At 73.0% G+C, this 11,430-nt stretch carries 9 protein-coding genes; 6 read left to right on the top strand and 3 right to left on the bottom strand.

What is annotated here, in order from left to right:
- Nucleotides 1–493: 493 nt before the first annotated feature.
- Nucleotides 494–943, top strand: a complete 450-nt coding sequence (locus ACWGJO_RS37530) for a PTS sugar transporter subunit IIA (RefSeq protein WP_359911157.1) — start codon at nt 494–496, stop codon at nt 941–943.
- Nucleotides 944–1,039: 96 nt separating this feature from the next.
- Entirely contained in the window at nt 1,040–2,710 is a 1,671-nt protein-coding gene (ptsP, locus tag ACWGJO_RS37525; protein ID WP_452190139.1) for a phosphoenolpyruvate--protein phosphotransferase, read from the top strand.
- Nucleotides 2,711–2,795: 85 nt separating this feature from the next.
- Here ptsP and ACWGJO_RS37520 read toward each other — a convergent pair whose 3' ends face one another.
- From ACWGJO_RS37520 to ACWGJO_RS37510, 3 genes are all read right to left on the bottom strand, one after another.
- Nucleotides 2,796–4,943 carry an acetoacetate--CoA ligase gene (locus ACWGJO_RS37520; RefSeq protein WP_452190138.1) on the bottom strand — a complete coding sequence of 716 codons (2,148 nt, stop codon included), beginning with the start codon at nt 4,941–4,943 and terminating at the stop codon, nt 2,796–2,798.
- A 68-nt stretch (nt 4,944–5,011) separates the two neighbouring features.
- On the bottom strand, nt 5,012–5,566 hold the full coding sequence (locus tag ACWGJO_RS37515; RefSeq protein ID WP_387694456.1) for an NUDIX domain-containing protein: 555 nt from the start codon (nt 5,564–5,566) through the stop codon (nt 5,012–5,014).
- Nucleotides 5,567–5,617: 51 nt separating this feature from the next.
- A complete protein-coding gene (locus ACWGJO_RS37510) occupies nt 5,618–6,523 on the bottom strand; it encodes an NUDIX hydrolase (protein ID WP_452190137.1) in 906 nt (301 codons plus the stop codon).
- A gap of 189 nt (nt 6,524–6,712) precedes the next feature.
- Between ACWGJO_RS37510 and mmuM the strand changes: the two genes are divergently transcribed.
- The 4 genes from mmuM to glpK all read left to right on the top strand — a co-directional run bounded on the left by mmuM (nt 6,713) and on the right by glpK (nt 11,269).
- Nucleotides 6,713–7,657, top strand: coding sequence for a homocysteine S-methyltransferase (gene mmuM / locus ACWGJO_RS37505; protein ID WP_452190136.1), 945 nt, complete (start codon nt 6,713–6,715; stop codon nt 7,655–7,657).
- 182 nt (nt 7,658–7,839) lie between these two features.
- Nucleotides 7,840–8,604 carry an IclR family transcriptional regulator gene (locus ACWGJO_RS37500; RefSeq protein ID WP_452190135.1) on the top strand — a complete coding sequence of 255 codons (765 nt, stop codon included), beginning with the start codon at nt 7,840–7,842 and terminating at the stop codon, nt 8,602–8,604.
- Between the two features lie 324 nt (nt 8,605–8,928).
- Nucleotides 8,929–9,648: an MIP/aquaporin family protein gene (locus ACWGJO_RS37495; protein ID WP_360355208.1), complete on the top strand. Its 720-nt coding sequence runs from the start codon at nt 8,929–8,931 to the stop codon at nt 9,646–9,648.
- Between the two features lie 100 nt (nt 9,649–9,748).
- On the top strand, nt 9,749–11,269 hold the full coding sequence (gene glpK, locus ACWGJO_RS37490) for a glycerol kinase GlpK (RefSeq protein ID WP_387694452.1): 1,521 nt from the start codon (nt 9,749–9,751) through the stop codon (nt 11,267–11,269).
- Nucleotides 11,270–11,430: the final 161 nt, after the last annotated feature.

The following is an 11,430-nucleotide window of genomic DNA, read 5'->3' as shown; positions in this document are numbered from 1 at the left end:
TTTGGCACGCTGTTGAGTTCTCAAGGAACGGACGCTTCCTTCGGACCGCCTTCCAGCGGACCCTCCGGGCTTCGTTCTTTCGTGTTTCCAGCTTACCAGATGTTTTCCGCTCCGTTTACCGGAGCTTTTCACATCTGAAATCTGGTGTTAACCGCCAAGTTGCGGCGACTCGACCAACCATAGCGGGTCGGCAGTCGGAGCGCGAATCGGGCGCACCGGGAGTCCCCCGGACAGCGGCATGATTTGTTGCTCTCGCGAGCATATACAGCAATGGTCCCGATTCGCCAAGATGCCTGTAGAGTGCGGCGCATCGGAGCCAAGAGGACTAGACCACTCGCGGGTCGGTGAGTCGCCGGCCGGCTGGGCCGGCAGGGGCGGGTCTTCGCCCGGGAATGTCAGCAGATGTCCAAAGTTGACATGATTTAGGCTTCAGTTGATCGTCGTGCCGCTCCTCGCGGCCGCACGCTGTACCGCGCACTTGGGAGGCACAACCATGACCACTGTGACGTCGCCGCTGACCGGCAAGATCGTGGGACTCGCGGGCGTGCCCGACCCGGTGTTCTCGGGTGCGATGGTCGGCCCGGGCACCGCGATCGACCCCGTTCGCGAGCAGACCACGGCGGTCGCTCCGGTGGACGGTGTCGTCGTCTCCATGCACCCGCACGCGTTCGTCGTCGTGGACGCCGAGGGCCACGGTGTGCTGACCCACCTCGGGATCGACACCGTTCAGCTGAACGGCGAGGGCTTCGAACTGCTCGTCAACAAGGGCGACACGGTGACCCGGGGTCAGGCCGTCATCAAGTGGGACCCGGCCGCCGTCGAGGCCGCGGGCAAGTCGCCGATCTCGCCGATCGTGGCGCTGGAGGCCACCGTGGACTCGCTGGGCGACCTGCGGGAGGACGGCGACGCCAAGGCCGGCGAGCAGCTGTTCAACTGGAGCTGACCTCTTCCTTCCGATCCGCCCCGGACGAGATGACGGGGCGGCCCCCACACACAGCGGTTCCCGGCGGGGCCGCTCATCTCAGCGGAGACAGGTGACATGGAGAAGACGCTGCGCGGCGTGGGCGTGAGCCACGGGGTCGCGATCGGCCAGGTGCGGCACATGGGGACGGCGGTGCTCGAGCCCCCGGCCACCCAGATCCCGACCGAGGACGCCCCCCGTGAGCAGGCTCGCGCCCAGGCCGCCGTCGAGGCGGTCGCCGCCGACCTCATCGCGCGCGGCAACCTCGCGGGCGGCGAGGCCCAGGCCGTGCTGGAGGCCCAGGCGCTGATGGCGCAGGACCCGGAGCTGATGGCCGACGTGTCCCGCCGGATCGCCGTCGGCAGCAGTGCCGAGCGCGGCATCTACGACGCGTTCGCGGCCTACCGGGCGCTGCTCGCCTCCGCCGGGGAGTACCTGGCCGGGCGGGTCGCCGACCTGGACGACGTGCGCAACCGGATCGTGGCCCGGCTGCTCGGCGTGCCGATGCCGGGCGTGCCGGACAGCGACGAGCCGTACGTGCTGTTCGCGCGGGACCTGGCGCCGGCCGACACCGCGCTGCTGGACCCGACGCTGGTGCTCGGCTTCGTGACCGAGGAGGGCGGGCCGACCAGCCACAGCGCCATCCTGGCCCGGGCGATGGGCGTGCCGGCCGTCGTGGCGCTGCCGGGTGCGATCGAGGTCGCCGAGGGCACCGTCGTCGCGGTGGACGGCAGCTCCGGCGACGTATTGCTGGAGCCGTCCCAGGAGAAGCAGGACGAGCTGCGGGCGGCCGCCGCCGAGCGCAGGGCCGCGCTGGCCTCCTCCTCCGGCCCGGGGCAGACCTCGGACGGGCACCGGGTGCCGCTGCTGGCCAACGTGGGCGGACCGGCCGACGTGCCGGCCGCGCTGGAGAACGGCGCCGAGGGCGTCGGCCTGTTCCGCACCGAGTTCCTGTTCCTGGACGACTCGGCGAAGGCGCCCGGCGCGGAGAAGCAGGTCGAGGCGTACCGCAAGGTGCTGGAGGCCTTCCCCGAGGGCCGGGTCGTGGTCCGGGTGCTGGACGCCGGCGCCGACAAGCCGCTGGACTTCCTGACCCCGGCCGACGAGCCCAACCCGGCTCTGGGCGTGCGCGGTCTGCGCACCCTGCTCGAACACCCCGAGGTGCTGCGGACCCAGCTGGAGTCGCTGGCCAAGGCGGCCGAGGGCCTGCCGGTGCACCTTGAGGTGATGGCCCCGATGGTGGCCGACCGCAAGGACGCCAAGGACTTCGCGACCGCCTGCCGTGAGGCCGGGCTGGACGCCAAGTTCGGCGCGATGGTGGAGATCCCGTCGGCCGCGCTGCGCGCCAGGGCGATCCTCCAGGAGGTCGAGTTCCTGTCGCTGGGGACCAACGACCTCGCGCAGTACACCTTCGCGGCCGACCGCCAGGTCGGTGCGCTGGCCCGGCTCCAGGACCCGTGGCAGCCGGCCCTGCTGGACCTGGTCGCCGCGGCGGCCGACGCCGCGCGGGCCGCCGGCAAGAGCTGCGGCGTCTGCGGCGAGGCGGCCTCCGACCCGCTGCTGGCCGTGGTGCTGACCGGTCTGGGCGTCACCAGCCTGTCGATGGGCGCGGCCTCGATCCCCTACGTGCGGACCACGCTCGCCAAGTACACGCTGGCGCAGTGCCGCCGGGCGGCCGAGGCGGCCCGGGCCGCGGACAGCGCCGAGGAGGCGCGGGCCGCGGCGCAGCAGGTGCTCTCCGGCGAGTAGCCGGGAGCGGCGCAAGCGGGAACAGCGAGAGGGGCGCCCCCACCCGGGACGGTGGGGGCGCCCCTCTCGTCCGTCCCGGGGCCGCTCAGGCCCGGCGGTCGAGGCGGAGCTGCTCGAAGAAGCGCAGGTGCTCGATGCGGTCGACGGAGCCGGGGTTGACGGCCTGCTCCAGCGGGGTACCGGAGAGGATGCGCTTGACCGGGACCTCGATCCGCTTGCCGGTGAGGGTGTGCGGGAGGCCGTCGACGGCGATGACCTCGTCGGGCACGTGGCGCGGGGAGAGTTCGGTGCGCAGCGCGGTGCGGATGCGGCCGACCAGGTCGTCGTTCAGTTCCGCGCCGGGGGCGAGGACGACGAACAGCGGCATCCAGTAGCCGCCGTCGGGCTCCTCCAGGCCGATGACCAGGGACTCGGCGATCTCGGGGAGGCGCTCGACGACCTCATAGATGTCCGAGGAGCCCATCCGGACGCCCTGGCGGTTGAGGGTGGAGTCGGAGCGGCCGTGGATGACGACGGTGCCCCGGGAGGTGACGGTGATCCAGTCGCCGTGCCGCCAGATGCCCGGGTACATGTCGAAGTAGCTGTCGTGGAAGCGGGTGCCCTCGTCGTCGTTCCAGAAGCCGGTGGGCATGGACGGGAGGGGCTTGGTGACGACGAGTTCGCCGACGGTGTCGGTGTGCGGGTGGCCCTGGACGTCCCAGGACTCGACGGCGGCGCCGAGGCAGGGGGCCTGGATCTCGCCGAGGTGGACCGGCAGGGTCGGGACGCCGCCGACGAAGCAGGAGCAGACATCGGTGCCGCCGCTGACCGAGGCGAGCCAGACGTCCTCACTGACCTCGTCGTAGATCCAGCGGAAGCCGTCGGGCGGGAGCGGGGAGCCGGTGGTGCCGATGCAGCGGACGGCGGAGAGGTCGAGCTCGCGGCCGGGGTGGAGTTCGGCCTTGCGGCTGGCGCCGATGTAGGCGGCGGAGGTGCCGAAGACCGTGGTGCCGGTGCGGGCGGCGACCGACCACAGGGCGCCGGCGTCGGGGTGGCCGGGGCTGCCGTCGTAGGTGACGATCGTGGATCCGGCCAGGAGGCCGGCGACCAGGAAGTTCCACATCATCCAGCCGGTCGAGGTGAACCAGAAGAAGCGGTCCTGCGGGCCGAGGCCGAGGTGGAGGCCGACCTGCTTGAGGTGCTCGACCAGGATGCCGCCCTGGCTCTGGACGATCGGCTTGGGCAGGCCGGTGGTGCCGGAGGAGTAGAGCACCCAGAGCGGGTGGTCGAACGGGAGCTGGGCGAACTCCGCTTCGCCGTCCGCTCCCGGGGCCCGGCCGGAGACCAGGTCGGCCCAGTCGAGGGCGCCTTCGGGGGCCGGGCCGCCGAGCAGCGGGACGTGGACGACGGTGCGCAGCGAGGGCAGTTCGCGGCGCAGCTCGGCGACGACGTCGGTGCGGTCGTGGGCCTTGCCTCCGTAGTGGTAGCCGTCGACGGCGATCAGGACGTCCGGTTCGAGCTGCTGGAAGCGGTCGAGCACGCTGCGGGCGCCGAAGTCGGGGGCGCAGGAGGTCCAGACGGCGCCGACGGCGTTGGTGGCGAGGAGCGCGACGACGGCCTGCGGGATGTTGGGCAGGTAGGCGGCGACCCGGTCGTGGGGGCCGATTCCCTGGGCGCGCAGGGCCGCGGCAAGGGAGAGGACCTGGCGGCGCAGTTCGGCCCAGGTGGTCGGAACCGGGTCACCGCTCGTCTCGTCGACGTGGAGGATGGCGGGCCGGTCGGCGTTGGCCGGGTCCTCGGAGTGGCGCAGGACGTGCTCGGCGTAGTTCAGACGGGCGCCGGGGAACCACTGGGAGCCGGTGCGGGTCTCGTCGGCGAGGACGGCGTCGGGCATCCGGGGGTCGGCGAGGACGGCGTCGGGGGCCTGGCTGAAGCGGACGTCGAACCACTGGGTGATCGCGGTCCAGAACCGGTCGAGGTCCTCGGTGGACCAGGCGTGCAGGTCGGCGTAGCGCTGGGCGGCCTGCTGGTCGTCGTCGGCCGGGGCGAGCGGGGCGGCCGGGGCGCCGTGGTGCTCGGCCGCCCAGGCCTGGAAGGCCACCAGGGGGGTGGCGGCGGCGCGAGCGGGGTTGGGGCGCCAGAGCGGCTGGTCCTGCGGTGGGGTGCTCACGGTGGTGGTCTCCCGGCCGGTGGTGGGGACGGGAGGGCTCGTGGCAGACCCGTCCGGTTGGGCTGTCGGTGCAGACCATGCCATGTGATCGGCCGCCGCGCCAGGGTCGGCCGGTGGGGGCCGGGGGCCCGCGCCGCAGGGCGGGCCCGGGGTCAGCGGGGGGTGAACTCGCCGCTGAACCAGCGGCGCAGGACACCCTTGTGGAAGTCCCAGACGAGCGCGGTGTCGGCGGTGGCGAGCAGCCAGCCGTCGGTCTCGTCGGTGGGGCGCGAGGGCGGGAGCTCCGCGAGCGGGCGGGCCGGGAGCAGGCCGCAGAGCATGACGAAGCGGCCGGCGGGGTCGGAGGCGGTGTGGATCAGGGTGACGTCGGCCGGGTCGGCGGTGATGCCGGTCTCCTCGTGCAGTTCGCGCACGCAGGCCTGCTGCCAGCTCTCGCCGTAGTCCATGTAGCCGCCGGGGAAGGCGAGTTCGCCGTAGCCGGGTTCGATGGTGCGGCGGATGACGACCAGGGCCGGGTCGGCGTCGGGGCGGGTGACGGGGAGGACGGTGACCGCGACGGGCAGCGGGTTGCGGTAGCTGATCTCGGCGCAGCCGGGGCAGGTGCGGGGCCAGAGGCGGGTGCCGGGCGGGTAGGGCGTGCCGCAGAAGTGGCAGTGCGAGAACGGCCGGTGGGCTTCGGCGGTGGTCGTCGCTTCGTCAGTGGTCATGGCCGGATGGTAGCCCGGTCGGTCGACGGCGTTGCCGTGGGCCGCCGGGCCTCAGGGGGCGTCGGCGGCGCCGGCCGGGTCGTCGCGGGTGGGGCGGAGCAGCGCGGGGTGCAGCAGGCGGGCGTCGCCGGCGTGGTAGGTACGGGCGCGGGGGCCGCCACGGGCGCCGCCGCGCTCGGTGGTGGCGCCGGTGCTCTCGACGAAGCCGGGCACGGACAGCACCTTGCGGTGGAAGTTACCGGGGTGGAGCTTCTCGTCCCAGACCGCCTCGTAGACGGCGCGGAGGTCGGGGATGGTGAAGTCGTACGGCAGGAAGGCGGTGGCCAGCGGGCTGTACTCCAGCTTGGCGCGCACCCGGTCGAGGCCGTCGGAGAGGATGCGGGCATGGTCGAAGGCCAGCGTGACCGGGCCGCGGCCGGCGCGCCCGTCGACACCACCCCCGTGGGTGTCGACGGGCGCACCGGCGACTCGGGACCGGCCGCAGGGCCGGAGGTCCAGGTCGGAGACGGGGTGCCAGGCGGCGGCCGCGGCGTCCGTCCCGGCCCGGGGGTCGGGCAGGTCCGGGGCGAAGGCGAGGTAGGCGACGGAGACGACGTGCATCCGCGGATCCCGCTCGGGGGCGCCGTAGGTGCCGAGTTGTTCCAGGTGGAGGCGGCAGGACGTGGCCCCGGCCGCGGAGGCGCTCAGCAGGCCCGTCTCCTCGGCGAGCTCGCGGGCGGCGGCCTCGTCCAGGTCCTCCTCGCCGGCCCGCAGGAAGCCGCCGGGCAGCGCCCAGCAGCCCTGGTGGGGCGGGGCGCCGCGCTCGACGAGCAGGACGTGCAGGCCGCCGTGGCGCAAGGTCAGGGCGACCACGTCCACGGTGACGGCGATCGGGGCGTAGGCGCGCGGGTCGTACGCGGCGAGCCACTGCTGCTCGGCTCCGGGCCCGGTGGGGGGCGGTTGGTCGTCCGCTGCCATCGCCGGGCTCCTCTCCGTGGTCGCCGGTGCCCCCGGGCCTGTTCTGCCGGTGGTGTTCCAGCGGTGCTGTTCTTCTCGGGCTGAGCACAACGTAGCGAGTGCGTTCCCCGGCGGCAAATGGTTTTCCTGCCCGGCCCGGGGGCGCCCACCCCTAGGCTGTGACCAGGAACTCTTCCAGAGGAGACCGAGATGCCCACTGCTCCCCCGCCGGACTTCGCCGCCGCGCTGGCCGCCGGTCCGCTGGTGCTCGACGGCGGGATGTCGAACCAGTTGGCGGCGGCCGGGCACGACCTCTCGGACGAGCTCTGGTCGGCGCGGCTGCTGGCGGACGACCCGCAGGCGGTGGTGGCGGCGCACCGGGCGTACTTCGCGGCGGGCGCGGACGTCGCGATAACGGCGAGCTACCAGGCGAGCTTCGAGGGCTTCGCGCGCCGCGGGGTCGGCCGGGCGCAGGCCGCGCGGCTGCTGGCGCGGAGCGTGGAGCTGGCCCGGGAGGCGGCGCGGCCGGAGCCGGGCGGGCGGCGGCGCTGGGTGGCCGCCTCGGTCGGCCCGTACGGGGCGGTGCTGGCGGACGGCTCGGAGTACCGGGGCCGGTACGGGCTGAGCGTCGCGGAGCTGGCGGACTTCCACCGGCCGCGGCTGGAGGTGCTGGCGGCGACCCGGCCGGACGTGCTGGCGCTGGAGACGGTGCCGGACGCGGACGAGGCGCGGGCGCTGCTGGGGCTGGTGCGCGGACTGGGGGTGCCGGCCTGGTTGTCGTACAGCGTCGAGGGCGACCGGACCAGGGCCGGGCAACCGCTGGCGGAGGCCTTCGCGCTGGCCGCGGAGGTGGACGAGGTGGTCGCGGTGGGCGTCAACTGCTGCACGCCGCAGGACGCGGACCGGGCGGTGGCGGTGGCCGCCGAGGTGACCGGGAAGCCGGTGGTGGTCTACCCGAACAGCGGGGAGAGCTGGGACGCCGCCCGCCGGGGCTGGTGCGGCGAGCCGACCTTCCGCTCGGCCCGGGTGGGTGGCTGGCTCGCGGACGGCGCGCGGCTGGTGGGCGGCTGCTGCCGGGTCGGGACGGACAGGATCGCGGCGCTGGCGGCGGAGGTGACGGTGCTGCGGGCGCAGCGGGCCGGGGCGGTGGGGTGACGGCGCGGGAGCGGTGAGGGCCCGGCGCGGCCGTCCGCGCACCCGGCGGGCCGCGCCGCGGATGGGAGGGCCGGGGGCGGGTTACCCGGGGGGAAGGTGCACGGAGTCCGGGCGGCCTGGCAGACTCGTCCCGTCATCACTGTGGTCGACATTGTCGACCGCCTTTCAGCGCGGAGGTACCCATGCCCGGCCCGATCCAGTCGCTTTCCCGGGCCGCCGCGATCATGCGTCTGCTGGCCGGCGGCGAACGCCGGCTGGGCCTGTCCGAGGTCGCGACGGCGCTGGGCCTGGCCAAGGGGACCGCGCACGGCATCCTGCGCACGCTGCAGCAGGAGGGGTTCGTCGAGCAGGACCCGGAGACCGGCAAGTACCAGCTGGGCGCCGAGCTGCTGCGGCTGGGGCAGAGCTACCTGGACGTGCACGAGCTGCGGGCGCGGGCGCTGGTCTGGGCGGACGACCTGGCCCGGGCGTCCGGGGAGACGGTCTACCTGGGGGTGCTGCACCAGCAGGGCGTACTGATCGTGCACCACGTGTTCCGGCCGGACGACACCCGGCAAGTGCTGGAGGTGGGCTCGATGCAGCCGCTGCACAGCACCGCGCTGGGCAAGGTGCTGGTGGCCTACGACCCGGTGGCGCGCGGGGAGCTGGGCGACGGACCGTACGAGTCGTACACCGTGCGGACGCTGACCGGGGCGGCCGACGTGGACGCCGAGTGCGCGCTGATCCGGGAGCGCGGCTGGGCGGACTCGATCGAGGAGACCTGGGAGGGCGTGGCCTCGATCGGCGCGCTGATCCAGGACCGGCGGCGCAACCCGGTGGGCGCGGTGTGCATCAGCGGGGCGGTCGAGCGGGTCTGCGAGGACGGCTTCGTGAAGCCCTCACTGGTGGCCTCGGTGCGCAGCGCGGCGCGGGCGATCTCCCGCGACCTGGGCGCCGGGCGGTTCTGAGCACATCCACGGACGGCCCGCCGAGGGCCGTCGATTCGTCACGCTGAGGCGCGGACGGGCGGGAGCCCTGTCCGCGCCTCTGGCGTTTTGTCCCGTTTCGGGGCGCTCCGCTCGGTAACGTCGACGGACCTGCCGAGGCGAGGGTCACAGCTGCGTAACCCTGCCTTGACGTGGGGGCGACCTGGGGAGGAAGCTTCCGCATGACGGTCGACATTGTCGAACGATGGCCGGAGAGATCGCTCCCACAGTGCGCTCATCCGCACAGCGATCGACCGGCCGCCTGCCCCCACTTACCCTCCGGGCCATATGGACAAGGGAGTCTTTGTGTCCGCGTTCTCCAACGGCGACGTCTTCGTCGGCGAAACCCTCGGCACCGCCGCCCTGATACTCCTCGGCGGTGGCGTCTGCGCCGCCGTGACCCTCAAGAAGTCGAAGGCCGTCAACGCCGGCTGGCTGGCGATCACCTTCGGCTGGGGATTCGCGGTCCTCATCGCCGCCTACATGTCGGCTCCGAAGTCCGGCGCCCACCTGAACCCCGCCGTCACCATCGCGCTCGCGGTGAAGAGCGGCGAGTGGAGCCAGGTGCCGCTCTACCTCGGCTCCCAGCTGCTCGGCGCGATCATCGGCGCCGTACTCGTCTGGGCCACCTACCTGGGCCAGTTCAACGCGAACGAGGAGCCCACCCTCGGCATCTTCTCGACCGGCCCCGAGATCCGGAACCCGATCCAGAACGTGCTCACCGAGGTCATCGGCACCTTCGTGCTCTGCTTCGCGATCCTCACCATCGGCACCAACTCCGGCCTCTCCCAGTCCGGCACCGGCACCCTGATGGTCGCCTTCACCGTCGTCGGCATCGGCCTCTCGCTGGGCGGCCCGACCGGCTACGCGATCAACCCGGCCCGTGACCTCGGCCCGCGCATCGCGCACGCCCTGCTGCCGATCCCGAAGAAGGGCGGCTCCGACTGGTCGTACGCCTGGGTCCCGGTCGTCGGCCCGATCCTGGGCGGCCTCGCGGCCGGCGGCGTCTACAACGCCATCTTCTAAAGGACGGGTTCGCCCCCGCCGTACACGGGGACTGACCGATACAACGCGCGTCAGGCCCACCCACCCCGTATCCCCCGAACCCGAGCCGAGGACCCTCCCCATGACCTCCACCGGTAACTACATCGCCGCGATCGACCAGGGCACCACCTCCAGCCGCTGCATCATCTTCGGCGCCGACGGCCGGATCGTCTCCGTCGACCAGCAGGAGCACCGGCAGATCTTCCCCCAGCCCGGCTATGTCGAGCACGACGCCGCCGAGATCTGGACCCGGGTGCAGTCGGTCGTCCGCGGCGCGCTGGAGAAGGCCGGCCTGACCAAGGACGACATCCGCGCGATCGGCATCACCAACCAGCGCGAGACCACCGTCCTGTGGGACAAGAACACCGGTGAGCCGGTGCACAACGCGCTGGTGTGGCAGGACACCCGCACCGAGGCGCTCTGCCGCGAGCTCGGCCGCAACGTCGGCCAGGACCGCTTCCGCCGCGAGACCGGCCTCCCGCTGGCCAGCTACTTCGCCGGGCCGAAGATCCGCTGGCTGCTGGACAACGTCGAGGGCCTGCGCGAGCGCGCCGAGGCCGGCGACATCCTGTTCGGCACCATGGACACCTGGGTCATCTGGAACCTCACCGGCGGTGTCAACGGCGGCAAGCACGTCACCGACGTCACCAACGCCAGCCGCACCATGCTGATGAACCTGAACACGCTGGCGTGGGACGAGAAGATCGCCGACTCGATGGGCGTGCCGATGGCCGTCCTGCCGGAGATCCGCTCCTCCGCCGAGGTCTACGGCGAGGCCGTCGGCGACCTGGCCGGCGTCCCGGTCGCCGCCGCGCTCGGCGACCAGCAGGCCGCGCTGTTCGGCCAGACCTGCTTCGACGAGGGCGAGGCCAAGTCCACCTACGGCACCGGCACCTTCCTGCTGCTGAACACCGGCGAGAAGATCGTCAACTCGTACCACGGCCTGCTGACCACCGTCGGCTACCGGATCGGCGACCAGGCTCCGGTGTACGCCCTGGAAGGCTCGATCGCCGTCACCGGCTCGCTCGTCCAGTGGCTGCGCGACCAGCTCGGCATCATCTCCACCGCCGCCGAGATCGAGACCCTCGCCAACACCGTCGAGGACAACGGCGGCGCCTACTTCGTCCCGGCCTTCTCCGGCCTGTTCGCCCCGTACTGGCGCTCCGACGCCCGCGGTGTGATCGCCGGTCTGACCCGGTACGTCACCAAGGGCCACCTGGCCCGGGCCGTCCTGGAGGCCACCGCCTGGCAGACCCGCGAGGTCGTCGACGCCATGCAGAAGGACTCCGGGGTCGAGCTCACCGCCCTCAAGGTCGACGGCGGCATGACCAGTAACAACCTGCTCATGCAGAACATCGCCGACGTCCTGGACGCCCCGGTCGAGCGCCCGTACGTGGCCGAGACCACCGCCCTCGGCGCCGCCTACGCGGCCGGACTCGCCGTCGGCTTCTGGAACGACCTCGACACCCTGCGGGCCAACTGGCACCGCGCCGCCGAGTGGACCCCGCGCATGGACGAGGCCACCCGGGAGCGTGAGTACAAGAAGTGGCTCAAGGCCGTGGAGCGCACCATGGGCTGGGTGGAGGAGGAAGAGAACAACTGACCGACAAGCCGGTCGGGGCCCCGCGCCCCGACCGGCCGCACCGACTACCGCGCCGAGGACCGCGAGCAGCTCTGCAAGGCCCCCAACGACCCCGTCCGGAACCGCGGCGGCATCCTCCGCACCGCCCTAGCCTGGACCAGTCGCGTCCCCACCACAGACCG

This window comes from Kitasatospora sp. NPDC054795 (assembly GCF_053611565.1).
This window is presented reverse-complemented; position numbering and strand designations above follow the sequence as displayed.

What these genes read in the sequence shown, in the direction of transcription:
- ACWGJO_RS37530 (WP_359911157.1), top strand. Translation starts at nt 494, where the DNA reads ATGACCACTGTGACGTCGCCGCTGACCGGCAAGATCGTGGGACTCGCG.
- ptsP (WP_452190139.1), top strand. Translation starts at nt 1,040, where the DNA reads ATGGAGAAGACGCTGCGCGGCGTGGGCGTGAGCCACGGGGTCGCGATC.
- ACWGJO_RS37520 (WP_452190138.1), bottom strand. Translation starts at nt 4,943, where the DNA reads ATGGCATGGTCTGCACCGACAGCCCAACCGGACGGGTCTGCCACGAGC.
- ACWGJO_RS37515 (WP_387694456.1), bottom strand. Translation starts at nt 5,566, where the DNA reads ATGACCACTGACGAAGCGACGACCACCGCCGAAGCCCACCGGCCGTTC.
- ACWGJO_RS37510 (WP_452190137.1), bottom strand. Translation starts at nt 6,523, where the DNA reads ATGGCAGCGGACGACCAACCGCCCCCCACCGGGCCCGGAGCCGAGCAG.
- mmuM (WP_452190136.1), top strand. Translation starts at nt 6,713, where the DNA reads ATGCCCACTGCTCCCCCGCCGGACTTCGCCGCCGCGCTGGCCGCCGGT.
- ACWGJO_RS37500 (WP_452190135.1), top strand. Translation starts at nt 7,840, where the DNA reads ATGCCCGGCCCGATCCAGTCGCTTTCCCGGGCCGCCGCGATCATGCGT.
- glpK (WP_387694452.1), top strand. Translation starts at nt 9,749, where the DNA reads ATGACCTCCACCGGTAACTACATCGCCGCGATCGACCAGGGCACCACC.